The organism is Streptomyces sp. NPDC056128 (genome assembly GCF_042263835.1).
Lineage (GTDB): Bacteria > Actinomycetota > Actinomycetes > Streptomycetales > Streptomycetaceae > Streptomyces.
In genome coordinates this window covers 415,017-439,941 of the sequence record NZ_JBHJVQ010000004.1, presented here as the reverse complement: position 1 = coordinate 439,941, position 24,925 = coordinate 415,017, and the positions used below count along the sequence as shown (strand labels likewise).

Genomic DNA, 24,925 nt, shown 5'->3' with positions numbered 1-24,925 from the left:
CGTGTGCCGTCGTGTCCCGTGCTCAGTCCGAAGGAGGCCCCCGATGAACCGGCGTGCCGTCCTGCGTGCCGCCCTCGGTACGGCCGCCGCCGGGGCGTTCGGTGGGCTGGTCGCGGGGGACGGCGCGGTAGGCGGGGCCGGTCCGAGGGGGGTGCTGCGGCTGGCCACGGGTGAGCCGACCGCCTTCTACGCCGCCTTCGGCCGGCTCCTCGCCGCTCAGTTGGAAGCGGCCGACTCCGGTCTGCGCTGCCGCGTCCGCACCACCGCCGGGAGCATCACCAACATCGAACTGCTCCGGGACGGCCACGCCGACCTCGGGCTCGTCCTGACCGACACCGCCCGGGCCGCCCAGGGCACCGGACTCTTCCCGCGCCCCGTGCCCCTGCGGGCGATCGGCCGGGTCTACGAGACCTACCTCCAGCTGGCCGTGCGCGCCGACGCCCCGGTGCGCGCAGTGGCCGACCTCGCCGGGCACCCGGTCTCGCTCGGCGCCGTCGGCTCCGGCGCGGCCCTGCTCGGCGACCGTCTGCTGCGCGCCGCCGGTCTGTCGCCCGGCACCGACGTCCCGGTACGGCACCTGCGGCTGGCCGACGCGGCCGAGGCGCTGCGGACCGGCTCCGTCGTCGGCCTGCTCGTGGCCGGTGGCGTGCCGCTGCCCACCCTCTCCGACCTCGACCGGGACCCCGGCCTGCGCTTCCTCCCGCTCGCCGGCCTGCTGCCCGGCCTCGGCGGCGGCCGGGACGGCATGGCCGCCTCGGGTCTTGAGGAGGTGACCCTGCCGCAGAGCGCGTACCGCGCCTCGGCCGGCGTCGCCACCGTCGGCGTGTCCAACCTGCTGGTGTGCCGCCCCGACCTGGACCCCGCCGTGGCCGGCGCCCTCACCCGCCTCCTGGTCCGGCGCGCCCCCGAGTTCGTGCCCGACCACGCTGTCGGCGCCCAATTCCTGGACGTGCGCAGCATGATCGGCACGGGCAGCGTGCCGCTGCACGAGGGGGCGGTGGCGGCGTACCGGTCGCTGCACGGCTGACGGCGCAGGTCCGTTGTCGGTGCCGGTCGTTACGCTCCCCGGAGACACGACCGCACCGCCGCCCGCACTTCGCACCCTTCGCACCGGGAGCCCGCCCATGCCGCCCACCGAGGCCGAACTCGCCGACGCCGTCCACCGCGCGGCCCGCGCCGCCCTCCTCGACCTGTTCCGGGACCACCCCGACGACCGGTTCTACTACTGCACCCTGGTGACCTCCGGCGAGGCCTACGGCCCGGCGCTGTCCGCATGGTCCGTGGAGGCGCTGGCGGCGGAGGCGGCACGGCAGGGCTGCGCGCCGCTCGACCTCAAGTGGTCCTACGCCGACTCCCCGTTCTGCTGCTATGGCGAACGGCACCTGGAGCCCGTACGGCCGCTCTTCGAGGCCCGTGGCGAACTCTTCGACCTGCCCGACGACGAGGCGGACGCCGAATTCGACCTGCGGCTGCGGGCGATGGAGACGGCCATGGCCCGGCTCGACGCCGAAGGACTCTTCGGCACGGGCCCCGACCGTCACTCCGTCGTCGTCACCGTCGAGGTGCCTTCCGAAGCGGGCAACGACGAGCGGGTGCTGCGGCTGAACCCGCCCCAGGCCCTGACGGACTGGCTCGAGGAGGCCGCCGTACCGGAGGACGTGTGACCGGCCCCGACAGGACCCCCGCGCTGTTCTAGAGTGACTTCCGCCAGTGGTACGACGGACCTGTGAGGTACTCACCAGCCATGACGACCGAAACGTTTGAGTTCCAGGTAGAGGCACGTCAGCTCCTCCAGCTGATGATTCACTCCGTCTACTCGAACAAGGATGTCTTCCTGCGCGAGCTCGTCTCCAACGCCTCGGACGCGCTGGACAAGCTGCGCCTCGCCGCGCTGCGCGACGACGCCCCCGGCGCCGACGTGAGCGACCTGCACGTCGAGTTGGAGATCGACAAGGACGCCCGCACGCTCACCGTGCGGGACAACGGCATCGGCATGTCGTACGACGAGGTCACCCAGCTGATCGGCACCATCGCCAACTCGGGCACCGCCAAGTTCCTCCAGGAGCTGCGCGACGCCCAGGACGCCGCCGGGGCCGACGGGCTGATCGGCCAGTTCGGCGTCGGCTTCTACTCGGGCTTCATGGTGGCGGACGAGGTCACCCTGGTCACCCGGCACGCCGGCGAGACCCAGGGCACCCGCTGGACCTCGCGCGGCGAGGGCACGTACACCCTGGAGCGGCTCGACGAGGCCCCCCAGGGGACCGCCGTCACCCTGCACCTCAAGCCGGCCGACTCCGACGACCAGCTCCACGACTACACCTCCGCCTGGAAGATCAGGGAGATCGTCAAGCGGTACTCGGACTTCATCACCTGGCCGGTCCGCATGCTGCCGGAGCCGGGCGAGGACGCCGCCGAGGACCGCGAGCCCGAGACGCTCAACTCGATGAAGGCCCTGTGGGCGCGCCCGCGCGACGAGGTCTCCGACGAGGAGTACCACGAGCTGTACAAGCACATCGGCCACGACTGGCGGGACCCGCTGGAGACGATCCGGCTCCAGGCCGAGGGCACCTTCGAGTACCAGGCCCTCCTCTTCATCCCCTCGCACGCCCCGCACGACCTGTCCACCCGGGGCTACCAGCGCGGCGTCCAGCTCTACGTGAAGCGCGTCTTCATCATGGAGGACTGCGAGGAACTCCTGCCGCCCTACCTCCGCTTCGTCAAGGGCGTCGTCGACGCGCAGGACCTCTCGCTCAACGTCTCGCGCGAGATCCTCCAGCAGGACCGCCACATCCGCATGATCCAGCGGCGGCTGACCAAGAAGGTCCTCGCCACCGTCAAGGACCTCGGGACGTCCGCGCCGGACCGCTACGCCACGTTCTGGCGGGAGTTCGGCGCGGTGCTGAAGGAGGGGCTGGTCACCGACTCCGAGAACCGGGACGCGATCCTCGCCGCCTGCTCGTTCGCCACCACGCACGACGCCGACGCGCCGACCACGCTGAAGAGCTACGTGGAGCGGATGAAGGACGGTCAGGACGACGTCTACTTCATGACGGGCGAGTCCCGGCAGGCCATCGAGAACTCCCCGCACATGGAGGCGTTCCGGGCCAAGGGCGTCGAGGTCCTGCTGCTCACCGACCCCGTCGACGAGGTCTGGGTCGACGCGGTGGGGGAGTACGAGGGCAAGGCGCTGCGCTCGGTCGCCAAGGGCGACATCGACCTGTCCGGCACCGAGGAGGAGAAGAGCGAGGCCGAGAAGGAGAAGCAGGGCGAGGAGTACGCCGAGCTGCTCGGCTGGATGACGGAGCACCTGGGCGAGGACGTCAAGGAGGTCCGCCTCTCCTCCCGGCTGACGGTGTCGCCGGCCTGCGTCGTCTCCGACTCGGGTGAACTCACGCCCGCCCTGGAGAACATGTACCGGGCGATGGGCCAGGAGGTCCCCGAGGCCAAGCGCATCCTGGAGCTCAACCCCGAGCACCAGCTGGTGAAGACCCTCAACCGGGCCTACGCCGACCGGCAGGACCGTACGGAACTCACCGAGACCGCGGAACTGCTGCACACCCTCGCGGTGCTGGCCGAGGGCGGCCGGCCGAAGGAACCCGCCCGCTTCGTCCAGCTGATGGCGGACCGCCTGGAGCGCACCGTCTAGCGGCGCACGCGGCCCGGGGCGCTTCGGCACGCCCGTCGCCCGCCATCCGCATGGCGAGACGGCATGGCATCCGGAGCGCCCCGGTCCGTATATTCGCACGCATGTCTGCCTCGGCTCCGCTGCTGTGCCTCGCGCTCTTCGCGTGCTCGGCGTGGTGCGTCGACGACGGCCTCTGTCGCCGCTGAGCCCGGACCGGCCGGACGATCCGCGCCGCCGGTCCGCCAGCCCGCCCGCCGTCCCCGTGCACCACCCCGGAGATCTTCCGTGACCACCGCACCCCCCGCCGGGTCGCCCCCGGCCGCGCCACCGCGCGCGTCCACCTCCCTCTTCGCCCCCGCTCCCACCTCCTCCGCACGGCCCGAGGCGCCGCCCCTGCCGCCGGTGCGGCGAACGCCCTTCGTGGTGTCCGGGCTGCTCGCCACCGCCCTGACGGCCTACGTGTGGTCCGCGCACGGCGCCAAGCCCGGCGTGCTGCTCCTGCTCGGCCTCGGGCTGGGCCTGGCTCTCTTCCACTCCCGGTTCGGCTTCACCTCCGCCTGGCGGCAGCTGGTCGCCGTCGGCAACGGCGCCGGGCTGCGCGCCCACGCCCTGCTGCTCGGCACCACGGCCACCCTGTTCGCCCTGCTCATCGGCACCGGGACCGGGCTGTTCGGCTCCCAGCCGGCCCCGTCCGCCGGACCGATCGGCGTCGGTCTGTTCGCCGGCTCGGCACTCTTCGCGATCGGCATGCAGCTCGGCGGCGCCTGCGCCTCGGGCACCCTCTTCGCCGTCGGCTCGGGACAGACGTCGATCGTGCTGACCCTCGGCGGCTTCGTCGCGGGCGCCACGCTGGCCGCCTGGCAGTTCGACCTGTGGAAGGACCTCCCGGCCTGGGAACCCGTCGTGCTCTCCGACCACATCGGCTGGTTCGGCTCCTGGGCCGTGACCATCGGGGCGCTGCTCCTCGTGGTGCTGGTCACCCGGCGCGTCCAGGCCCGCCGCAACCCGCCGCCCCTCGGCACCGTGCCCTCGGCGCGCGGCGCCGCCCTGCGGGCCGTCCGGGGCTCCTGGCCGCTGGCCGCCGGTGCCCTCGTCCTGGCGGTGCTCGGCGCGGGCGTGCTGCTGGTCTCCGGCGGCGCCTGGGGCGTCACCAGCGCCTTCAGCCTGTGGGGCTCGGAACTGGTGGGCGCGCTCGGCGGGCACCCGGAGAACTGGACCTGGTGGCGGCAGCCCGGCAACGCCGAGATGCTCGCGGGCCCGGTCCTCGCCGACAAGACCAGCCTCACCGACATCGGCATCATGATCGGCGCCGCCGTCGCCGCCGCGGTCGGCGGCACCTGGGCGCTGCACCGGGGCATTCCGTGGCGCACGGCGGTCGCCGCGGTGCTCGGCGGCGTGCTGATGGGCATCGGCGCCCGGCTGGCCGGCGGCTGCAACATCGGCGCCTACCTGGCGGGCATCGCCTCGGGCAGCCTCAGCGGCTGGCTGTGGGGCGCCTTCGCCCTGGCGGGCACCTGGGTGGGGCTGAAGCTGCGCCCCCTGTTCGGCCTGGGCAACCCCAAGCCGGGCGACGGCGTCTGCTGAACGGGGAAGCCCGTGCGGCACAGGGGTCAGGCCTGTGCCGCACGAGCGGCTAAGGGGTGCGCCGGTCCGTGGTGGTGACTCGGGCGACGGCCTCCAGGGTGAGGGCGCGGCCGTGCGGCTCGCGGGCCAGGGCGCGGTGCAGCGTCAGGCCCTCGATCAGCGCGTCGAGCTGGCGGGACGTGTCCGGGTCGAAGTGCTTCTCCAGGTGCACCCGGCTGCGCCGCATCCACTCGTGGGTCAGCTCCCGGTAGACGGGCTGCCGCGCGGCGAGCGTGTACAGCTCCTGGGTGAGCACCAGGTCCCGCTGGCTGCCCTCCGACAGCTCGTGCACCAGGTCGGCCACCGCCGCGCGGGCCTCGTCGCGGTCGGCCGCGGCGCCGAGATACGCGTCGAAGACGGCGACGATGTGGTCCGTGAAACGGCCGAACGCCTCCCGCAGCAGCTCCTCGATGCCGCTGAAGTGGTACGTCATCGAGCCCAGGGGGACCCCCGCGCGCGTCGCGATCTTCCGGTGGGAGACGCGTGCGATGCCCTCCTCGGCGATCAGGTCGAGGGTGGCGGCGATGATGCGCTCGCGGCGCTGCGGGTCCGTGTGTCCGGTTGCCATGGGAGCAGGCTTACACGTTCCGCACCGGCCGGGCAGGGTTGCCGACGGCGACGACGTTCGCCGGCACGTCCTTGGTGACGACCGCGCCCGCGCCGATGACGGAGTTGTCCCCGATGGTCACGCCTGGCAGCACGATGGCGCCGCCGCCCAGCCAGACGTTGTCGCCGATGGTGATCGGCAGCGCCGCCTCCAGCTTGTCCCGCCGGGGCCCCGGCTCCAGCGGGTGGGTGGGGGTCAGCAACTGCACGTTCGGGCCGATCTGGCAGTCCTCCCCGATGGTGATCGCCGCGACGTCCAGCGCGGTCAGGTTGTAGTTGACGAAGGTGCGCGCGCCGATCGTGATGTTGCTTCCGTAGTCGACGTACAGCGGGGGCCGGACGTGCGCCTCGGCGCCCAGCGAGCCGAGCAGCTCCGCGAGGCGTGGCCGCGCGGCCGTGGGGTCCTCCGTGTACGCCGCCTGGTAGCGGGCGGCCAGCCGCACGGCCTCCTGCTGCCTGCGGGCGATCTCCGGGTCGTCGGCGATGTAGAGGTCGCCCGCCTGCATGCGTTCGAGGTTCGTGCGGGAGTCGCCCGCGAAGTGGTCCGTCGGCATGCGCACGATCGTACCCCTGAAGCGTACGAACGTACACTCCCGCCGGGTGTGCGGCCCAGAGACCGACCCGTACGGCGGCACCGCTCAGCGGCGCCGGGGCTGGAGCACTCCGGCGAGCAGCAGCACCAGGAGACCGGCGAGCGGCACCACCAGCAGTCCCACCCGCAGACTCGTCGCGTCGGCGACCAGACCCACGACCGGCGGGGAGAGCAGGAAGCCCAGGCGCATCAGCCAGGAGACGATCGTCAGCCCGGAACCGGGCTTCAGGCCGGGCAGTTCGTCGGCCTCGTGCATCGCCGCCGGTACCAGGGTCGCCACCCCGAAACCGGCCGCGGCGAACCCGAGCACCGTCCCGGGCACCGTGGGCACGGCCAGCGCCAGACCCATGCCGACCGCGGCGATCAGCGCGCCGGAGCGGGCCACGGCGCGCTGGCCGAAGCGGTCCACGAGCCGGTCCCCGATGAGCCGGCCGACGAACTGCGCCCCGACCAGGGCGACATAGCCGGAGGCGGCCAGCGCCACCGACGCGTGCAGCGAGTCGGAGAGGTAGAGGGTGGCCCACGAACTGCCCGCGTCCTCGACCAGCGTGCCGGCCGTGGCGATGAGGACGAGCGCCGCCAGGACGTAGCGGATCCGCGCGCTCGTGGCCGTCCCCGGCGCCGTCCGCGGCGCGCCGTCCCCGGCGTCCGCCTCCTCGGCCGCCTCGGTCTCCGGGCCCGGCAGGCAGAACCGCAGCGCCACACAGGCCGCCACCGCGAACACCACGCCGGAGAAGAACAGATGCTGGCCCCGGGGCACGCCGAGCGCGATCGCACCGGCGGCCATGGAGCCGCCGGTGACGGCGCCGATGGACCAGATGGCGTGGAAGGAGTTGATGATGGAGCGTCCGTAGCGCCGCTGCACCCGCAGGCCGTGCGCGTTCTGCGCGACGTCGGTGAACGCGTCCATCGCGCCCGCCAGGAACAGCGCCCCGGCGAACACCACGACCGACTCCGCCAGTCCGGCGGCCAGGATCCCCACACCGGTCAGCAGCGTGCCGCCGACCGCCACCCGCGCCGACCCGAACCGGCGTACGAGTATCCCGGCCGCGAGTCCGGCCGCGATCGCACCCGCCGGGAACGCGGCCACGGCCAGCCCGTAGGCGGCGTTGCCGATCCCGAGGTCCGCCTTGATCTGCGGATAGCGCGGCAGCAGGTTGGCGAACAGCGCCCCGTTGGTGAAGAACAGCACGGCGACGGCCACCCGGGCCCGCCGGTAGGCCGGCGCGGCCCGGCGCAGTACGTCGACAGTCATGCGCGGAGCCTACAGGCGCAAGCGTACGAACGTACACTCCCCCTCTCCGCGCCTGCCGAAAACCGGTGTCGTGTCGGCGCCGTCGCGGCGATCATGGGACCGATCCGTGCCGCGCCGACCGTGAGGAACCCACCGCCATGCCCGTGCCCGCAGACCCGACGGTGCTCCACCCGATGCCCGAGCACCCGCGGGTGGTGCTCCTCAAACCGCTGGTGAAGTCCCCGCTCATCGAGGTGGGGGAGTACTCCTACTACGACGACCCCGACGACGCGACGGCCTTCGAGACCCGCAACGTGCTCTACCACTACGGCCCGGAGAAGCTCGTCATCGGCCGGTTCTGCGCGCTGGGCACCGGCACCCGGTTCCTCATGAACGGCGCCAACCACCGGATGGACGGCCCCTCGACCTTCCCCTTCCCCAGCATGGGCGGCTCCTGGTCCGAGCACTTCGACCTGCTCACCGGTCTGTCCAGTCGGGGGGACACCGTCGTCGGCAACGACGTCTGGTTCGGCCACGGCGCCACCGTCATGCCCGGGGTCCGGATCGGCCACGGCGCGATCGTCGGCGCGGGCTCCGTGGTCACCCGGGACGTGCCCGACTACGGCATCGTCGGCGGCAATCCGGCCCGGCTGGTGCGCACCCGCTACAGCGACGAGGACGTGGCCCGACTGCTCGCGGTGGCCTGGTGGGACTGGCCGGCCTCGCTCATCACCGAGCACGTCCGGACGATCATGTCCGGCACCATCGAGGACCTGGAGGCGGCGGCCCCGCGCGACGCGCGTGGATGACCGCGCGCCCTGCCTGCGCGAGTAGGCCGGCCACCGAGCGGGCAGACCCCCCGGCGCCGCCGCTCCGCTTGCGGAGCCACCCGCATCGGGTTTCGGTGGAGAGGTCGCGCCACCGCCCCGGGAGCTGTCATGTCGATGTCGTCGTTCGGTTTCGGCTCGTCCGACCCGTTCAGTGAACTGCTGAACCGCTTCTTCGGTATGTCCCCCGCCTCGTCGCCACCAGCGGTCCAGCGCGTGCCGATCGGCCGGCTGCTGACCGAGTCCTCCCGGGAACTGCTCAACCTGGCCGGACGGCGGGCCCTGGAGGACGGGACGTCCGACCTGGACACCGAGCACCTGCTCTGGGCGGCCACGCAGGTCGAGCCCGCCCGCGGCCTGCTCGCCCGGGCCGGCGCCGACCCCGACGCCCTCGGGTCCCAGATCGCCGAGGTGCTGCCCCGCGAGGCGGTCGAGCCGTCCGCCGAACCGGGCCTCACCCCGGCCGCCAAACGCACCCTCGCCACCGCCTACGCCCGCTCCCAGGCGGCCGGCGTCTCCTACATCGGCCCCGAGCACATCCTCGGCGCGCTGCTCGACGGCGGCGACAGCGGCGCGGCCCGGCTGCTGAGCGCGGAGGGCCAGGACGTCACGAAACTGGCGGGGCTGACGGAGCAGGCGGGCCGCGCCGAGGCCGCCCCCGGCGAGAACGGCGCCCGGAAACCGGCCACGACGCTGGACGAGTTCGGGCGGGACCTGACGGAGGAGGCGAAGGCCGGGAAGCTCGACCCGGTCGTCGGACGGGCCGAGGAGATCGAGGAGACCGTCGAGATCCTCTCCCGCCGCTCCAAGAACAACCCCGTGCTGATCGGCGAGCCGGGGGTCGGCAAGACCGCGATCGTCGAGGGCCTCGCCCAGCGCATCGTCGCCGGGGAGGTCCCGGACACCCTCAAGGACAAGCGGGTCGTCGCGCTCGACCTGTCGGCCATGGTGGCGGGCGCCCAGTACCGCGGACAGTTCGAGGAGCGGCTGAAGAAGGTCATCGAGGACGTCCAGCAGGCCCGCGGCGAGATCATCCTGTTCATCGACGAACTCCACACCGTGGTCGGGGCCGGCGCGACCGGCGAGGGCTCGATGGACGCCGGCAACATGCTCAAGCCCGCCCTCGCGCGCGGCGAGCTGCACGTGGTGGGCGCGACCACCATCGACGAGTACCGCAAGTACGTCGAGAAGGACGCGGCCCTCGAACGGCGCTTCCAGCCCGTGATGGTGCCGGAGCCGAGCGTCGAGGAGACGGTGCAGATCCTGGAGGGCCTGCGGGACGCGTACGAGGCGCACCACCAGGTCCGCTTCGCCGACGGCGCCCTCGCGGCCGCGGCGGAACTCTCCGACCGCTACGTCAGCGACCGCTTCCTGCCCGACAAGGCCATCGACGTCATGGACCAGGCGGGCGCCCGGGTACGGCTGCGCAGCGCCGCCCGCTCCACCGAGGTCGTCGGCCGCGAGGACCGCATCGCCGAGCTGCGCCGGGAACAGGAGCAGGCCGTCGCCGCCGAGGACTACGACCGGGCGGGCGCCCTCAAGCGTGAGATCGCCGAGGCGGAGGGCGAACTCGCCGGCATCGAGGAGCGGCGCGAGGGCGTCGTGTCGGTCACCGCCGACGACATCGCCGACGTGATCTCCCGGCGTACCGGCATCCCCGTCTCCCAGCTGACGGCCGGCGAGAAGGAGCGGCTGCTCAAGCTGGAGGAGGAGATGCACGCCCGGATCGTCGGCCAGGACGAGGCCGTCGGCGCCGTCTCCCGGGCCGTGCGCCGCAACCGGGCCGGCATGGGCGACCCGAACCGTCCCGTGGGCTCCTTCCTCTTCCTCGGCCCCACCGGCGTGGGCAAGACGGAGCTGGCCAAGACCCTCGCCGAGCTGCTGTTCGGCGAGGAGAGCCGCATGGTCCGCTTCGACATGAGCGAGTTCCAGGAGAAGCACACCGTCGCCCGCCTCGTCGGCGCGCCCCCCGGATACGTCGGCTACGAGGAGGCGGGCCAGCTCACCGAGAAGGTCCGCCGGCAGCCCTACAGCGTGGTCCTGTTCGACGAGGTCGAGAAGGCCCACCCCGACGTCTTCAACACGCTGCTCCAGATCCTCGACGACGGGCGCCTCACCGACGCCCAGGGCCGCACCGTCGACTTCCGGCACTGCGTCGTCATCATGACCTCCAACATCGGCGCCCACCGCATCCTCGACCACAAGGGCGACGTGTCCGACCTCAAGGACGAGCTGATGGAGGAGCTGCGGACCAGGTTCCTGCCGGAGTTCCTCAACCGCATCGACGACATCATCGTCTTCCACGGACTCACCGAGCAGGACCTCTCCCGGATCGTCGACCACCTGCTGGCTCAGAGCGAGCGGCGGGTACACGCGCAGGGCATGACGCTGAAGGTCACGGAGGCCGCCAAGAAGCTGCTGATCGCCCACGGCCACCAGCCGGAGTTCGGCGCCCGCCCGCTGCGCCGCACCATCCAGGCGGAACTCGACAACCGCATCGCCGACCTGCTGCTGGGCGGCGAGGCCGATCCCGGCGACACCATCGTCGCCGACGTGGTCCAGGACTCCCTCCACTGCACGGTCACCAAGGGCGACGCCGCCGGGGCCGGGAAGGCGGACGAGGCATGACCGCCGTCGAGGAGACGACCGAGGTGGCGGTACCGGTGCGGGCCGCCTACGACCAGTGGACCCAGTTCAAGAGCTTCCCGCGGTTCATGCCCACGGTGCTCCGGGTCGAGCAGGTCAGGCCCGCCCTGATCCTGTGGGTCGTTGGCCGCGGGCCACTGCGCCGGGAGTTCGCCACCGAGATCGTCGAGCAGGTACCCGACTCGCACCTCGTCTGGCGCGGTCTCGGGCGCGGGCCCCGACACCGGGGCGAGGTGCGGTTCCGGGCCGCCGGTGACGGGCGTACGGCCATCACGGTGCGCCTGTGGGTCGAGCCGCGCGGCCCCCTCGGCCTGCTCGCCGCCGTGCCCGGGGCGACGCGCCGGATGGTGCGCCGGGAGCTGGCGAACTTCGGGTCGTTCATCGAGGGCCACGGACAGGCCGGCGGGGGCTGGCGGGGGACCATCCGGGGCGGCCAGGTCCGGCCGCAGGAGCCGGAACCGCCCAGGAGCCGGGTCGCGGGCTGGCCGGTGGGCTGAACGTCGTACGGCACAGGACGAACAGGGAACGAGAGGCGATCCTCGGATGAAGAAGCCCCCCAGGGAAGACCCCAGGGACGACCTGAAGGTCACGCCCCCCAAGACGTGGGCCGCGGGTGTCCCCGCCGTGGTGCACGCGCTGGAGTACTCCCTGGAGCAGGCCGGCCCGCGGGAGACCGCGGTGGACCTGCTGACGATGAACCAGGTCGGCGGCATCGACTGCCCGGGCTGCGCCTGGGCGGATCCCGCCCCGGGCCACCGGCACCGCAACGAGTACTGCGAGAACGGCGCCAAGCACATCAACGACGAGGCGACGACCCGGCGGATCACCGCCGAGTTCTTCCGCGAGCACCCGGTCTCCGACCTGGCCGGGCGCTCCGACCTGTGGCTGAACCAGCAGGGACGGCTCACCGAGCCGATGGTCAAGCGGCCCGGCTCCGACCACTACGAGCCGATCAGCTGGTTCGACGCCCTCGGCCTGCTGGCCGACGAGCTGAAGACGCTCGGCACCCCCGACGAGGCGGTCTTCTACACCTCGGGCCGGGTCAGCAACGAAGCCGCCTTCGTCCTCCAGCTGTTCGCCCGCGCCTTCGGCACCAACAACCTGCCCGACTGCTCCAACATGTGCCACGAGTCCAGCGGCTTCGCCCTGCACGAGACCCTCGGCACCGGCAAGGGCACGGTCAGCCTCCAGGACCTCCACCACGCCGACCTGATCTTCCTGGTGGGGCAGAACCCCGGAACCAACCACCCGCGGCAGCTGTCCGCGCTGGAGGAGGCGAAGCGCAACGGCGCCCGCGTCGTCGCCGTGAACCCGCTGCCCGAGGCCGGACTGATGCGGTTCAAGAACCCGCAGAAGGCGAGCGGGGTGATCGGACGCGGTGTCGAGATCGCCGACCGCTTCCTCCACATCCGCGCCGGCGGCGACCTGGCCCTCTTCCAGGCACTGAACCGGCTGCTCCTGGAGGCCGAGGACGCCCGCCCGGGCGAGATCCTCGACCACGACTTCATCCGCGACAGCACCAGCGGCTTCGAGGAGTTCGCCGAGCACGCGCGCGGCGTCTCCTGGGCGGACGTGCTCACCGCGACCGGGCTGACCCGCGGCGAGATCGAGGACGTCCGCGACGACGTCCTGCGCAGCGAACGGGTCGTCGTCTGCTGGGCGATGGGCGTCACCCAGCACAAGCACGGGGTTCCCACCATCCGCGAGATCGTCAACTTCCTGCTGCTGCGCGGCAACCTCGGCCGGGCCGGAACCGGCGCCTGCCCGGTGCGCGGTCACAGCAACGTCCAGGGCGACCGCACCATGGGCATCTGGGAGCAGATGCCCGACTCCTTCCTCGACGCCCTGCGCGACGAGTTCGGCTTCGACCCGCCGCGCGCCCACGGCCTGGACTCGGTGAACACGATCAGGGCGATGCGGGAGAGCCGTATCAAGGTCTTCCTGGGCGTCGCCGGCAACTTCGTCCGCGCCGCCCCGGACAGCGCGGTCACCGAGGACGCGATGCGGCGCTGCCGCCTGACCGCCCACATCTCCACCAAGCTCAACCGGTCCCACGCGGTCTGCGGGGAGGCCGCGCTCATCCTGCCGACCCTCGGCCGGACCGAACGCGACCACCAGGCCGGCGGGGAGCAGTTCGTCACCGTGGAGAACTCGATGAGCGAGGTGCACACCTCCCGGGGACGGTTGAAGCCCGCCTCCCCGCTGCTGCTCAGCGAGGTCGCCATCCTGTGCCGGCTCGCCCGCCGCACCCTCGACGACGGCCGCACCGGCCTGCCGTGGGAGGAGTTCGAGGCCGACTACGGCGCCGTCCGCGACCGGATCTCCCGGATCGTGCCGGGCCTGCACGACTTCAACCGGCGCGTGGCACGCCCCGGCGGCATCAGGCTGCCGAACCCGGTCAACGAGGGCGTGTTCCGCACCGACACCGGCAAGGCGCGCTTCACCGTCAACGCCTGCCAGATGCCGTACGTGCCCGAGGGCCACCTGCTGCTGCAGACCCTGCGCTCCCACGACCAGTGGAACACCGTCCCCTACACGCTCAACGACCGCTACCGGGGCATCCACGGCAGCCGCCGCGTGGTGCTCGTCAACCCGGCGGACCTGACCGCCCTCGGTCTGGCCGAGAAGGACCGGGTCGACCTGGTGAGCGTCTGGCACGACGACGCCGAGCGCCGCGCCGAGGGGTTCGAGGTGGTCCCGTACCCGACGGCACGCGGCTCCGCCGCCGCGTACTACCCGGAGACGCAGGTCCTCGTCCCGCTGGACAGCGTGGCCGACATCAGCAACCAGCCCACCTCCAAGGCGGTCCTGGTCAGACTGGAACGGGCGGCGCCCGTGGTGTCCTGACCGCCGCATGCTGAGACGGCCGCCGGTGCGGGAATGACATGATCCACGGCTTCGTTGACACCTGTCATGCCCGTACCTTCCCCACGGACCTCGGCCGCCCGCATGCCGCTCGCCGTCTACATCCTCGGCCTCTCCGTCTTCGCGCTCGGCACCAGCGAGTTCATGCTCTCCGGGCTGCTGCCGCCCATCGCCGACGACATGGACGTGTCGATCCCGCAGGCCGGTCTGCTGATATCGGCGTTCGCGATCGGCATGGTGGTCGGCGCGCCCCTGCTGGCGGTCGCGACCCTGCGGCTGCCCCGGAAGACCACGCTGGTCGCGCTGATCTCGGTGTTCGGCCTCGGCCAGGTCGCGGGCGCGCTCGCGACGTCGTACGAGGTCCTGTTCGTCTCCCGGGTGGTGAGCGCGCTCGCCTGCGCCGGTTTCTGGGCCGTGGGCGCCGCCGTCGCCATCGCGATGGTGCCGGTCACCAGCCGGGCCCGCGCGATGGCCGTGATGATCGGCGGACTGTCGATCGCCAACGTCCTCGGCGTCCCCGCGGGCGCCTTCCTCGGCGAGCACCTGGGATGGCGGTCCGCGTTCTGGGCGGTCGGCGCCGCCTCCGCCGTCGCCCTCGTCGGTGTGGTGACCCTCATCCCGCGCATCCCGCTGCCCGAGCGCCGCCCCCGGCTCAAGGGCGAGCTGGCGATCTACCGGGACCGTCAGGTCTGGCTGTCGATCGTGGTGACCGCGCTCGCCGCCGGCGGCGTGTTCTGCGCCTTCTCCTATCTGTCGCCGCTGCTCACCGACGTGGCCGGGCTCGCGGAGGGATGGGTGCCCACCGTGCTGGCGCTGTTCGGGGTCGGCGCGCTGATCGGCACCACGATCGGCGGCCGGGTCGCCGACGCCCACCTCTTCGGCGTCCTGCTCTCCGGCATCACCGCCTCGACCGTCCTGCTGGCCGCGCTGGCCCTGTTCGCGTCCAGCCCGGCCGCCGTGATCGTCCTGTCGCTGCTGCTCGGCGTCTCCGCCTTCTACACGGCGCCGGCCCTCAACGCGCGCATGTTCAACGTCGCCGGCGCCGCGCCCACCCTCGCGGGCGCGACCACCACCGCCGCGTTCAACCTCGGCAACACCGGCGGCCCCTGGCTCGGCGGCACCGTGATCGACGCCGACTTCGGCTACGCCGCCACCGCCTGGGCGGGCGCGGCCATGACCGTCGTCGCGATCGGCTTCGTCGCCGTCTCGCTGCGCCTGCACAGCAGGTCGCGCATCGTGGCGGGCTCCCCGGCCGCCGAGCCCGCGGGCGCGGAGCGGAGCCGGCAGCGGGCGTGACCCGCCCGGCCCGCCGCGCGGACTAGGGGCGCTCGTCCCGTGGGGCCGTCGGGTCGTCCGCGGCCCGTGCGCAGCGGTCGGCGAGGCGGGCGAAGGCCGCCCGGAGCGTCGGCGGCCCGACGGCCCCGATGTCCGCGTCGAAGGCGCTGAACGCGGCGGCGAGGGCGGGCCACGACCAGGATCCCAGGGTCACCCGGCAGCGGTCCGGGCCGAGTTCCTCCACGGTGCCGTCGGTGACGTGGGGGACCACGGCGGAGGCGGGCAGGCGGAGGACGGCCTCCCCTCGGCAGGGCCACTCGGGGGAGGTCTCCGAGCCGCGGAACCTGCCCGTCAGGAACGCGGCCACGTCCCCGCCGGGCAGCCGCCTCGGTGCGAAGCGGGGACCGGTGGGCGTCCGCGGGGTGATCCGGTCGGCACGGAAGACGCGCCAGTCCTCCCGGTCCAGGTCCCAGGCGACCAGGTACCAGCGGCCACCGCGCGTGACGAGGTGGTGGGGCTCCACCCGGCGCGGCGGCACCAAGGCGCCGCCGGTGTCCGCGGGGTGTGCCGGGTACGCCGGGGCATGGTCGAAGCGCAGCACCTCCCGGGCCCGCACGGCGGCGCTGAGCGCGAGGAGGACCCCGGTGCCCGCCCGGGGATCGGGCCCGGTCGCGGACCGCTCGACGGCCGTGACGTGGAAGGCGTCGATCCGGTGCCGCAGCCGCGCGGGCATGACCTGGCGCAGGGTGGTCAGGGCGCGTGCCGCACCGTCCTCGATGCCGGCCCCCGTGACGGCGGCGGTGCGCAGGGCGACGGCGAGCGCGACCGCCTGTTCGTCGTCGAACAGCAGCGGAGGAAGGTGCGTGCCGGCGTCCAGCCGGTAGCCGCCGTCGGGGCCCTTGACCGCCCTGACGGGGTAGCCCAGTTCGCGGAGCCGGTCCACGTCACGGCGCAGCGTGCGCGGGCTGATGTCCAGCCGCTCCGCCAGCAGCCCGCCGGGCCAGTCCCGGCGCGCCTGGAGCAGCGAGAGCAGCGAGAGCAGCCGGGCCGAGGTCTTCTGCATGCCCGTCATGCTGCCGCAGGTAGCGGCCACAACCTGACCGCTATCTGGTCCAGGGTGGGAACCACGAGGCCGAACGGGTCTCACGGGCCGCCCGCCGACGCGGGGTGCCCGACCATGTTGACGACAGGCGAGGAGCCCATCGTGTCCGTCAAAGCAGTGACCCACCTGAACTTCCGCGGCGACGCCCGCGCGGCCCTCGACTTCTACGCGTCCGCGTTCGGCGGTGACGTGGCCGTGGTGACGTACAAGGACGCCGGAAGCGTCCAGGACCCCGCCGAGGCGGACCAGGTGATGTGGGGCCAGGTGTCCACCGCCGACGGCCCGTGCGTGATGGCCTACGACGTGCCCTCCGGCCTGCCGTGGAACCAGGGCGAGAACGCCTTCTTCGTCTCGCTCCGGGGCGACGGTGCCGACGAGATCGGCGCGTACTGGGAGAAGCTGGCCGAGGGCGCGACCGTGCTGCGGCCCCTGGCGCCCGCCGAGTGGGCGCCGCTCTACGGCATGCTGCGCGACCGGTTCGGCGTCACCTGGGTCCTGGACGTCGTGAGCGAGTACCAGGCGTGAGCGTGCTCGACGCCCGGGCACTGGGCCGCGCGACCCTCGCCAGGCAGCTGCTGCTCGACCGTGCGGACGTCCCGGTCCTCGACGCCGTCGCGCACCTCGGCGGCCTCCAGGCGCAGGAGCCGCAGGAACCGTTCGTGGGGCTCTGGTCGCGGCTGCGAGGCTTCCAACCCACGGCGCTCTCGGACCTGCTGACCGGGCGTCGGGTGGTGCGCACCCCCCTCATGCGCCGCACCGTCCACCTCGTCACCGCGGAGGACACCCTGGCCTGGCGGGCCCGTCACGACGCCATGCTGCGCGGCCGCGTCCTCGGCACCTACCGCCGCGAACTCGAAGGGGTCGACCTCGCCGAACTGGCGGCGGCGGGGCGGGCCGTGATGTCCGACGGCGAGCCCCGCTCGATGGGTGACCTGGCGCGGGCGCTCGCCGACCGCTGGCCGGAACCGGGACACCGGGCCCTGGGGGAGATGTTGGTCGCCGCCCTGATCCCGATGGTGCAGCTGCCCCCGCGAGGGCTGTGGCGCACCCGGGCGGGCGTGCGCTACGCCCCGTTCGCCGCCTGGCTGGGCCGGGACGCCGACCCGCCGGCCCCGCCGGGCACCGACCCGGTCGGGGAGACGCTGGTACGGCGCTACCTCGCCGCGTTCGGCCCCGCCGCCTCGGCGGACCTGCGCGCCTGGTGCGGCCTCGCCGGACTGCCGGCCGCGGTCGCCGCCGTACGCGGGGAACTGGTCGCCTTCCGCGACGAGCGGGGCCGGGAACTGCTGGACCTCCCCGAGGCCCCGCGCCCCGACCCCGACACCCCCGCCCCGGTGCGGTTCCTGCCGGCGTTCGACAACGTGATCCTCGGCTACCAGGACCGGAGCCGGATCATCGACGACGAGCACCGGGGCCTGTCCGTCGCCGGAGCCCGCGTCGTCCTGGTCGACGGCCGGGTCTCCGCGACCTGGGCCGTCGAGGACGGCACGGTGAGTGTCACCCCGCTGCGCCGCCTGTCCCGGGCGGACCGCGCGGAGGTCGCCGAGGAGGGGCGGTCCCTGGCGGCCTTCCTCTCCGACGGGGACGGCGACCGGGTCCGGGTCGGCGCGGCACCGCCCTGAGCGGCCGGCGGCCGGTGCCGCGCCCCGTCGTCCGGCGGTGTCGTCAGGCCGCCACGACGTGGGCGACCACGCAGCTGACGTTGTCGGGACCGCCGGCGCCGTTGGCGAGCGCGACGAGTTCACGCACGGCCCGGCCGGGCTCCTCCGTGCCGGCCAGGACCCGGCGGATCTCCTCGGCCGGGACCACGGTCGACAGGCCGTCGGAGCAGAGCAGGTAGCGGTCCTCGGGCCGGACGTCGTGCAGCCGCATCTCGGCGGTTGCGTCGGCGCCCCGGCCCAGGGCGCGTATCAGCATCGACCGCTGGGGGTGGGAGGCGGCCTCCTCCGGGCTGATGCGGCCCTCGTCGACCATCGACTGCACCACGGTGTGGTCGTGCGTGATCTGGAACAGCTCCCCGTCCCGCAGCAGTTGGACACGGGAGTCGCCGACGTGCACGAGGGCCAGTCGCGACCCGGTCCACAGCATCGCGGTGAGCGTCGTGCCGCCCTCCTCGGAGCCGGAGCCCGAGCCGGAGCCCGAGCCGGTGCCGGTCCGCACGGCGTCGTGCACGGCCCGCTCCGCCCGGTCGAGGGCGTCCGCGAGGACGTCGAGGAGACCGCCCGTCGGCACCTCGTCGCTCTCCAGGTGCTTCAGCGCCTCGACGGCGGCGGCGCTCGCCGGCGCGCCGTCGGCCCCGTAACCGTCGGCGACGGCCAGCAGGCGCGAACCGGCGTAGGCGGTGTCCTGGTTGGTCTCGCGCACCAGACCGGTGTCGGAGGCGGCGGCATAGCGAATGCTCAGGGCAGGTGCGGTCGAAGTCATGACAGGGTCCCTTCGGTCCAGGTGGTCGACGAGGAAGGCGGCCAGGTCCCGCCGCGCGGCGGTGTCGGCCTCGGCCCGCGCCCAGAAGGCGCGGACCTCCTGTGCCGCCGCGCCCGCCTCCAGCGAGCAGACGTGCCGGATGCGGACCAGCGGCATCCCCAGGCGCCGGAGCCAGGCGACGAGCCGGGCCCGCTCCACCTGCTCCGGCGCGTAGAGGCGATAGCCCGTCACCGGGTCCACGCGAGCCGGAGGCAGCAGGCCCAACTCGTCGTAGAGACGCAGTGCCTTCGGCGACAGCCGGGTCGCCCTCGCGAACGCCCCGATGGTCAGCAGACCCATGCCCGTTCCTCCTCGTACCGGGCCCGTCGCCCGGCTCCACCGATGCTGTGGCCTCCCCCGAGGTGAAGGTCAACTGCCGCCCGTACCTCGATGGTCACGGACTTCGGCTGCCCGCGGCAACGGAATGCGGCGTACACGGATCACCGTGATCTACACCCGGGGGAGAGGAGAACGGGGGAGCACTACACCCGTCGCAGTACGCCGGTCCAGCCCCAGGGTCGGATCAATTCCGAAAATCCCCGGGCGAGCATGGATGAGTACCCCGGTCAGCGCCTCGGCCTTCCCCCCATGTGCCGGGTCTTCGTCCTGCTCGTAACCCGACGGATTGGTCTCAGGTGGCTACGTTTCTCTATCGACTCGGCCGAAAGGCGTTCCGGCGCCGCGGCCTCGTCGCCCTGCTGTGGGTGGCCCTACTCGTGGGCGCCGGTGTCGCGGCGTCCACCGCGCCCGCCCCGCCCGAAGACTCCTTCTCCATGCCCGGCACCGAGTCGCAGAAGGCGTTCGACCTGCTCGACGAGCAGTTCCCGGCCGCCAGTGCCGAGGGCGCCACCGCGCGGGTCGTGATCCGCGCCCCCGACGGCGAGAAGATATCCGGCCCGGCCGGCAAGGCCCAGGTCGAGGAACTGGTCGCCGCTCTCGGGGACAGCCCGCAGGTCGCCTCCGTCGACGAACCGTTCAAGGCGAACGCCGTCAGCGAGGACGGCACCACGGCCTACGCCTCCGTGACCTACAAGGTCAACGCCATGGAGCTGACCGACGAGGCCCGGGACGCGCTCACCGACGCCACCGACGGCGCGCGCGAGGGCGGGTTCACCGTCGAGACCGGCGGCGACGCGGTCATGGCCGAGCAGGAGATGGGCGGCACCGCCGAACTGATCGGCATCGGCGTCGCCGCGATCGTGCTGCTGCTGACCTTCGGCTCGCTGGTCGCGGCCGGCATGCCGCTGCTCTCGGCGATCATCGGGGTCGGGATCGGCATCTCCGCCATCGGGGCGCTCGGCAGCACGCTGGAGCTGTCCGCCACCACCTCCACCCTGGCCATGATGATCGGCCTCGCGGTCGCCATCGACTACGCCCTGTTCATCGTCTCCCGCTACCGCGCGGAGATCGCCGAGGGCCGCACCCCCGAGGATGCCGCGGGACGCGCCGTCGGCACCGCGGGTTCCGCCGTGGTCTTCGCCGGACTCACCGTCGTCGTGGCCCTGGCCGGCCTCGCGGTCGTCAACATCCCGATCCTCACCAAGATGGGCCTGGCCGCCGCCGGCACCGTCGGCATCGCCGTACTGATCGCGCTCACCCTCACCCCGGCGCTGCTCGGCTTCGCCGGCCGCAAGGCGCTCAGCCGCAAGGACCGCAAGGCGGCCGCCACGGAGCGGACCGCCCCCGCCAAGCCGAAGCTCGGCACCCGCTGGGCCCGGTTCGTCCTGCGCCGTCCGGTGACCGTGCTGCTGACCGCGGTCCTCGGCCTCGGTGTGATCGCCGTGCCGGCCGCCGGCATGGAGCTGGGCCTGCCCGACGAGGGCAGCTCGGCACCCGACACCACGCAGCGCAAGGCCTACGACATGCTGTCCGACTCCTTCGGCGCCGGGTTCAACGGCCCGCTGATGGTGACCTACGACGGCAGGGAAGCCGACGACCCGCAGGCCGCCGTCGACAGCGTCCGCGAACGGATCACCGGCCTCGGCGAGGCGGCTGCCGTCACTCCGGCCAGGTTCAACGAGCAGGGCGACACCGCCGTCCTCACCGTGGTGCCCAAGACCGGTCCGAGCGACGCGGCCACCGAGTCGCTGGTCCGGGACATCCGCTCGCTCTCCGGCGACATCGAGGCCGACACCGGCGGCACCATGCTCGTCACCGGCGCGACCGCGATGACGATCGACTTCTCGCAGACCCTGGACGACGCGCTCATCCCGTACCTGGCGCTGGTCGTCGGACTCGCCTTCCTGCTGCTGATGCTGGTGTTCCGCTCGATCCTCGTCCCGCTCAAGGCCGCCCTGGGCTTCCTGCTGTCGGTCGCCGCGGCGCTCGGCGCGGTGGTCGCGGTCTTCCAGTGGGGCTGGCTCGCGGACGTCTTCGGGGTGGACCAGCCGGGCCCGATCATGTCGATGATGCCCATCTTCATGATCGGCGTGGTCTTCGGCCTCGCCATGGACTACGAGGTCTTCCTCGTGACCCGCATGCGGGAGGCGTACGTCCACGGATCGTCCGCCGCCGACTCCGTCACCACCGGCTTCACCCACGGCGGCCGGGTGGTCGCGGCGGCCGCGATCATCATGATCAGCGTCTTCTCCGGCTTCATCATGGAGGACGACGACATGATCAAGATGATGGGCTTCGGCCTCGCCATCGCCGTGCTCTTCGACGCCTTCGTGGTCCGCATGGCCATCGTGCCCGCCGTGCTCGCCCTGCTCGGCACCAAGGCGTGGTGGCTGCCCAAGTGGCTGGACCGCCTCCTGCCGAACGTCGACGTGGAGGGCGAGAAGCTGCACAAGGAGCTGGGCGACACACCGCCGCCCGCGGAGCCCGCGCGCGAGCCGGAGACGGCCGGGGTCTGACCCCGCGCGCCCCGCGCATCCCGCGCGCGGCCCCGGTGCCCGGACGTCCGGGCACCGGGGCCTTCGCGTCGCGTCAGAGGTCCCGGGCGGCGTCGGTGAGCGCCTCGTCGAGGACGGCGACGCCGCGGGCGATCTCCTCGTCGCTCGCGGTCAGCGGCGGCGCGATACGGAAGATGCCGCCCATTCCCGGGAGTTGGACGATGTTCATGTGCAGGCCCAGCTCGTAGCAGCGCCGGGTGACGGCGGCGCCCAGCCGGTCGGCTCCGCCGTCACCGAGCACGTCGTCCCCGACCAGCTCCATGCCGAGCAGCAGCCCCCGGCCGCGGACGTCGCCGACCACCTTGTGCCGCTCGGCGAGCCGGTCGAGGCCGTCGCGCAGTACGCCGCCGAGCCGCCGCGCACGCTCGTCGAGCCGGTCGCGCACCAGGATGTCGAGGACGGTGTTGCCGACGGCGGCCGGCAGCGGGTCGTTCACGTGGGTGGTGAAGAACAGGAACCCGCGTTCGTGCGCCCGCCGCTCGATCTCCGCGCCGGTCAGCACGGCGGCCAGCGGCAGCCCCGCGCCGAGCGTCTTGGACAGCGTCAGGATGTCCGGCACCACGCCGTCGTGCTGGAAGGCGTACCAGTCGCCGGTGCGGCACAGCCCGGTCTGCGCCTCGTCGAGGATCAGCAGCATGCCGCGCTCCCGGCACTTCTCCGCCAGCGCGGCGAGATAGCCCGGCGGGAGTTCGACGACGCCGCCCGAGGAGAGGATCGGCTCGATCAGGCACGCCGCGAGACTGCCGACCGACTGGGCGTCGATCATCTCGAAGCCCAGGTCGAGCTGGCGGCGCCAGTCCAGCTCGCCGTCCGCGCCGACGACGGAGGGGCGGTGGCGGTCCGGCACCGGCAGCGCGAAGTTGCCGGGTGCCGCGGGGCCGTAGCCCTTGCGCCCGGCGCTGTAGGTGGCGTTCGCGGCGGCCTGGGTCATGCCGTGCCAGGACCGGGCGAAGGAGACGATCTCGTGCCGCCCGGTGACGAGCTTCGCCATCCGCACGGCGGCCTCGTTCGCCTCCGCCCCGGTGGTCAGGAGCAGAGCCTTCTCCAACGGCTCGGGCAGCGTGCCGGCCAGCCGCCGGGCCAGCTCGACGACCGGCCGGGAGAGCATGCCGCTGTGCAGGTGGTCGAGGTGGGCGACCTGCTCGCGCACGGTCGAGACGATCGCCGTATGGGAGTGGCCGAGGATGGCACTCATCTGACCCGAGGTGAAGTCGAGCAGTTCACGACCGCTCTCGGTGAAGACGGAGGTGCCCGCGGCCCGGACGACGACCTCCGGCGAGAACGGTGCGTGGCCGGAGTAGCGGATGAGGTGGCGCCCCGGATCGGTGCCGGGAGTCTCGGAAGGCATGCGACCGACGGTAGGGACGCACCGCTGCGCGTGTCCATCGCACAGTTTCGACGCTGCTGTACGCCATCGCCGTACAATCGCGGCGTGCTCAACTCGGGACGGCTGCACCTCCTCGGCCTGCTGGACACGCTCGGTACCGTCCGCGCGGTCGCCGACACACTGCATCTGAGCGCCTCGACGGTCTCCCAGCAGCTGGCGGTGCTGGAGACGGAGACCCGGTGCCGGCTGATCGAGCGGACCGGACGGCGGGTGCGGCTGACACCGGCCGGACTCCTGCTGGCCCGCCGGGGCCGGGAGATCCTCGACCGGATGGCCGAGGCCGAGGCGGAACTGCGCGCCCTGAACGACGAGCCGATCGGCACCGTCCGGCTCGGCGTGTTCCAGAGCGCGATCTACAGCCTCGCGGTCCCGGCGGCGACCCGCCTGGCCACCACCCACCCGCACCTGCACGTCGAACTCGTCGAGATGGAGCCGCACGAGAGCGGACCCGCCCTGCGCTCGGGCGAGGCGGACGTCATCGTCACCACCACCGACTACACCGGCCTCTCCTGGGGCGCGGACCTCGACATCGTCTCGCTGGGCAGCGACTCGGTCGTGCTGGTCCTGCCCGTGGGCCACCCGCTGGCCTCCCGCGCGGCGGTGAACCTCGCGGCCTGCGAGGAGGAGACCTGGGCGTGCGACCGGCCCCAGTCGTACATGGCGGACCTGACCCTGCGGCTGTGCCGCGAGGCGGGGTTCGAGCCCCGGGTGGCCTGCCGCTTCAGCAACTACCTGATGCTGCTGCGGCACGTCGAGACGACGGGATCGATCGCCCTGCTGCCCGCCCTGGCCGTCACACCGGAACACGCCGTCCTCACCCGGCGGCTCAGCCCGGCGGTGCACCGCAACGTCGTCGTCGTGGTACGCCGCGGCACCCCCCGGCGCGCGGCGGTCGGCGCGGTCATCGCCGCGCTCCGCGACCACCCCGAGATCCCCGCCCTCGCCGCCCCGGAACCCGTCCCCGAGCGACGCGACGACCGCCGGTGAAGGCCGCGCGGCCACCTGGTCACGCGGCGGGTATCCGCCGGTGGATGTCCTCGATCATCATCCGCACCGAGGATGCGAAGACCTCGGCCTGATGCTCGCCGAGGAACCCGGTGTGCCCGAACACCTCCAGGACGACCAGGCCGTGCAGGTGGCCCCACGCGCTCAGGAAGAGCGACGTCGCGGCGGGCGGCAGGCCCCCCTGGGCGTTCGCGGGGAGGAGGGCCAGCCGCTCCTGGAACGGGGACGAGAGCGGCGGGACCTCGGCCGCGGCCAGCTGCGCCGTGGTGAAGCCGTCGAACAGCTCGCGCTGGAAGATCGCGCCCATCCGGCGGACGGCCTGGGTGGTCGGTCCCTCGGCCGGTGCGACGTAGTACCTGAGCGGCGTGCCGTAGAGGAGCTGGAATCGCTCGGGATGGGCGATGGCCCAGTCGCGGTACGTCCCGGTCACCAGCAGCAGGCGCGGGGTGGACGGGTCCTCGGCCTCGCTGTCGGCGGCGGCCTGCAACGCGTCGGCCAGGTCGTCGTAGGCCTTGGCGATGAGGGTCGTCACGAGGGCGTCCCGGTTCGGGAAGTAGTGGTAGAGCGCCTGCACCGTCATGCCGAGACTGCGGGCGACGGCCCGCAGGGACAGGGCCGCGGGTCCGTGCAGGCCGATGTGCTCCTCGGCGGCGTCCAGGATCTCCCGGGTCGCCGCGGCGCGGCGCCGCTCGCGCAGTGAGGGGGAGGGTGGTGTGGGTCGCTCTGTGGGCATGGGGCGACCCTACGGCGCCGGTGCCTGATGGCACATCAAGAATCCGAA

General features: G+C 73.1%; 20 protein-coding genes. 13 read left to right on the top strand and 7 right to left on the bottom strand.

What is annotated here, in order from left to right; translation table 11 throughout:
* The first annotated feature begins 43 nt into the window (after positions 1-43).
* From ACFC1X_RS12660 to ACFC1X_RS12645, 4 genes are all read left to right on the top strand, one after another.
* Positions 44-1,027, top strand: coding sequence for a TAXI family TRAP transporter solute-binding subunit (locus ACFC1X_RS12660; RefSeq protein WP_376351920.1), 984 nt, complete (start codon positions 44-46; stop codon positions 1,025-1,027).
* A gap of 97 nt (positions 1,028-1,124) precedes the next feature.
* Positions 1,125-1,664: a DUF4303 domain-containing protein gene (locus ACFC1X_RS12655; protein ID WP_376351917.1), complete on the top strand. Its 540-nt coding sequence runs from the start codon at positions 1,125-1,127 to the stop codon at positions 1,662-1,664.
* Positions 1,665-1,744: 80 nt separating this feature from the next.
* Positions 1,745-3,646, top strand: coding sequence for a molecular chaperone HtpG (gene htpG / locus ACFC1X_RS12650; protein ID WP_376351914.1), 1,902 nt, complete (start codon positions 1,745-1,747; stop codon positions 3,644-3,646).
* Positions 3,647-3,910: 264 nt separating this feature from the next.
* Positions 3,911-5,209 carry a YeeE/YedE family protein gene (locus ACFC1X_RS12645; protein ID WP_376351912.1) on the top strand — a complete coding sequence of 433 codons (1,299 nt, stop codon included), beginning with the start codon at positions 3,911-3,913 and terminating at the stop codon, positions 5,207-5,209.
* Positions 5,210-5,258: 49 nt separating this feature from the next.
* On the opposite strand, the gene ACFC1X_RS12640 is transcribed toward ACFC1X_RS12645, so the two are convergent.
* From ACFC1X_RS12640 to ACFC1X_RS12630, 3 genes are all read right to left on the bottom strand, one after another.
* Positions 5,259-5,816, bottom strand: coding sequence for a TetR/AcrR family transcriptional regulator (locus ACFC1X_RS12640; protein WP_376351909.1), 558 nt, complete (start codon positions 5,814-5,816; stop codon positions 5,259-5,261).
* A gap of 10 nt (positions 5,817-5,826) precedes the next feature.
* Positions 5,827-6,408, bottom strand: a complete 582-nt coding sequence (locus ACFC1X_RS12635) for a sugar O-acetyltransferase (RefSeq protein WP_376351906.1) — start codon at positions 6,406-6,408, stop codon at positions 5,827-5,829.
* An 84-nt stretch (positions 6,409-6,492) separates the two neighbouring features.
* Complete coding sequence (locus tag ACFC1X_RS12630) at positions 6,493-7,701, bottom strand: MFS transporter (RefSeq protein ID WP_376351903.1); 1,209 nt, start codon at positions 7,699-7,701, stop codon at positions 6,493-6,495.
* A 137-nt stretch (positions 7,702-7,838) separates the two neighbouring features.
* On the opposite strand from ACFC1X_RS12630, the gene ACFC1X_RS12625 reads away from it, so the two are divergent.
* From ACFC1X_RS12625 to ACFC1X_RS12605, 5 genes are all read left to right on the top strand, one after another.
* Positions 7,839-8,489, top strand: coding sequence for a CatB-related O-acetyltransferase (locus ACFC1X_RS12625; protein WP_376351900.1), 651 nt, complete (start codon positions 7,839-7,841; stop codon positions 8,487-8,489).
* A gap of 129 nt (positions 8,490-8,618) precedes the next feature.
* On the top strand, positions 8,619-11,135 hold the full coding sequence (locus ACFC1X_RS12620) for an ATP-dependent Clp protease ATP-binding subunit (protein WP_376351897.1): 2,517 nt from the start codon (positions 8,619-8,621) through the stop codon (positions 11,133-11,135).
* On the top strand, positions 11,132-11,650 hold the full coding sequence (locus tag ACFC1X_RS12615; protein WP_376351895.1) for an SRPBCC family protein: 519 nt from the start codon (positions 11,132-11,134) through the stop codon (positions 11,648-11,650). Before ACFC1X_RS12620 ends, ACFC1X_RS12615 begins: the two co-directional genes overlap by 4 nt.
* Before the next feature lie 46 nt (positions 11,651-11,696).
* Positions 11,697-14,000 carry an FdhF/YdeP family oxidoreductase gene (locus tag ACFC1X_RS12610; RefSeq protein ID WP_376351893.1) on the top strand — a complete coding sequence of 768 codons (2,304 nt, stop codon included), beginning with the start codon at positions 11,697-11,699 and terminating at the stop codon, positions 13,998-14,000.
* 102 nt (positions 14,001-14,102) lie between these two features.
* Positions 14,103-15,314, top strand: coding sequence for a Cmx/CmrA family chloramphenicol efflux MFS transporter (locus ACFC1X_RS12605; RefSeq protein ID WP_376352185.1), 1,212 nt, complete (start codon positions 14,103-14,105; stop codon positions 15,312-15,314).
* A 22-nt stretch (positions 15,315-15,336) separates the two neighbouring features.
* Here ACFC1X_RS12605 and ACFC1X_RS12600 read toward each other — a convergent pair whose 3' ends face one another.
* Positions 15,337-16,356 carry a helix-turn-helix transcriptional regulator gene (locus tag ACFC1X_RS12600; RefSeq protein WP_376351890.1) on the bottom strand — a complete coding sequence of 340 codons (1,020 nt, stop codon included), beginning with the start codon at positions 16,354-16,356 and terminating at the stop codon, positions 15,337-15,339.
* A gap of 141 nt (positions 16,357-16,497) precedes the next feature.
* Between ACFC1X_RS12600 and ACFC1X_RS12595 the strand changes: the two genes are divergently transcribed.
* On the top strand, positions 16,498-16,920 hold the full coding sequence (locus ACFC1X_RS12595) for a VOC family protein (RefSeq protein ID WP_376351887.1): 423 nt from the start codon (positions 16,498-16,500) through the stop codon (positions 16,918-16,920).
* A complete protein-coding gene (locus tag ACFC1X_RS12590) occupies positions 16,917-18,017 on the top strand; it encodes a winged helix DNA-binding domain-containing protein (RefSeq protein WP_376351884.1) in 1,101 nt (366 codons plus the stop codon). Before ACFC1X_RS12595 ends, ACFC1X_RS12590 begins: the two co-directional genes overlap by 4 nt.
* Before the next feature lie 43 nt (positions 18,018-18,060).
* Here the strand turns inward: ACFC1X_RS12590 and ACFC1X_RS12585 are convergent, their stop codons facing one another.
* A complete protein-coding gene (locus tag ACFC1X_RS12585; RefSeq protein ID WP_376351881.1) occupies positions 18,061-19,158 on the bottom strand; it encodes a MerR family transcriptional regulator in 1,098 nt (365 codons plus the stop codon).
* Positions 19,159-19,493: 335 nt separating this feature from the next.
* Between ACFC1X_RS12585 and ACFC1X_RS12580 the strand changes: the two genes are divergently transcribed.
* The gene (locus ACFC1X_RS12580) at positions 19,494-21,713 is read left to right on the top strand and encodes an MMPL family transporter (RefSeq protein ID WP_376351878.1); all 2,220 of its coding nucleotides are present in this window, start codon (positions 19,494-19,496) and stop codon (positions 21,711-21,713) included.
* A gap of 73 nt (positions 21,714-21,786) precedes the next feature.
* On the opposite strand, the gene ACFC1X_RS12575 is transcribed toward ACFC1X_RS12580, so the two are convergent.
* On the bottom strand, positions 21,787-23,100 hold the full coding sequence (locus ACFC1X_RS12575; RefSeq protein ID WP_376351875.1) for an aspartate aminotransferase family protein: 1,314 nt from the start codon (positions 23,098-23,100) through the stop codon (positions 21,787-21,789).
* 84 nt (positions 23,101-23,184) lie between these two features.
* Here ACFC1X_RS12575 and ACFC1X_RS12570 point away from each other — a divergent pair, with 84 nt between their 5' ends.
* On the top strand, positions 23,185-24,126 hold the full coding sequence (locus ACFC1X_RS12570; RefSeq protein WP_376351872.1) for a LysR substrate-binding domain-containing protein: 942 nt from the start codon (positions 23,185-23,187) through the stop codon (positions 24,124-24,126).
* A 19-nt stretch (positions 24,127-24,145) separates the two neighbouring features.
* Here the strand turns inward: ACFC1X_RS12570 and ACFC1X_RS12565 are convergent, their stop codons facing one another.
* Complete coding sequence (locus ACFC1X_RS12565) at positions 24,146-24,877, bottom strand: TetR/AcrR family transcriptional regulator (protein WP_376351870.1); 732 nt, start codon at positions 24,875-24,877, stop codon at positions 24,146-24,148.
* Positions 24,878-24,925: the final 48 nt, after the last annotated feature.

Coding starts and splice junctions, on each gene's coding strand:
- ACFC1X_RS12660 (WP_376351920.1), top strand. CDS start 44: ATGAACCGGCGTGCCGTCCTGCGTGCCGCCCTCGGTACGGCCGCCGCC.
- ACFC1X_RS12655 (WP_376351917.1), top strand. CDS start 1,125: ATGCCGCCCACCGAGGCCGAACTCGCCGACGCCGTCCACCGCGCGGCC.
- htpG (WP_376351914.1), top strand. CDS start 1,745: ATGACGACCGAAACGTTTGAGTTCCAGGTAGAGGCACGTCAGCTCCTC.
- ACFC1X_RS12640 (WP_376351909.1), bottom strand. CDS start 5,816: ATGGCAACCGGACACACGGACCCGCAGCGCCGCGAGCGCATCATCGCC.
- ACFC1X_RS12635 (WP_376351906.1), bottom strand. CDS start 6,408: ATGCCGACGGACCACTTCGCGGGCGACTCCCGCACGAACCTCGAACGC.
- ACFC1X_RS12630 (WP_376351903.1), bottom strand. CDS start 7,701: ATGACTGTCGACGTACTGCGCCGGGCCGCGCCGGCCTACCGGCGGGCC.
- ACFC1X_RS12625 (WP_376351900.1), top strand. CDS start 7,839: ATGCCCGTGCCCGCAGACCCGACGGTGCTCCACCCGATGCCCGAGCAC.
- ACFC1X_RS12620 (WP_376351897.1), top strand. CDS start 8,619: ATGTCGATGTCGTCGTTCGGTTTCGGCTCGTCCGACCCGTTCAGTGAA.
- ACFC1X_RS12615 (WP_376351895.1), top strand. CDS start 11,132: ATGACCGCCGTCGAGGAGACGACCGAGGTGGCGGTACCGGTGCGGGCC.
- ACFC1X_RS12610 (WP_376351893.1), top strand. CDS start 11,697: ATGAAGAAGCCCCCCAGGGAAGACCCCAGGGACGACCTGAAGGTCACG.
- ACFC1X_RS12605 (WP_376352185.1), top strand. CDS start 14,103: ATGCCGCTCGCCGTCTACATCCTCGGCCTCTCCGTCTTCGCGCTCGGC.
- ACFC1X_RS12600 (WP_376351890.1), bottom strand. CDS start 16,356: ATGCAGAAGACCTCGGCCCGGCTGCTCTCGCTGCTCTCGCTGCTCCAG.
- ACFC1X_RS12585 (WP_376351881.1), bottom strand. CDS start 19,158: ATGGGTCTGCTGACCATCGGGGCGTTCGCGAGGGCGACCCGGCTGTCG.
- ACFC1X_RS12575 (WP_376351875.1), bottom strand. CDS start 23,100: ATGCCTTCCGAGACTCCCGGCACCGATCCGGGGCGCCACCTCATCCGC.
- ACFC1X_RS12565 (WP_376351870.1), bottom strand. CDS start 24,877: ATGCCCACAGAGCGACCCACACCACCCTCCCCCTCACTGCGCGAGCGG.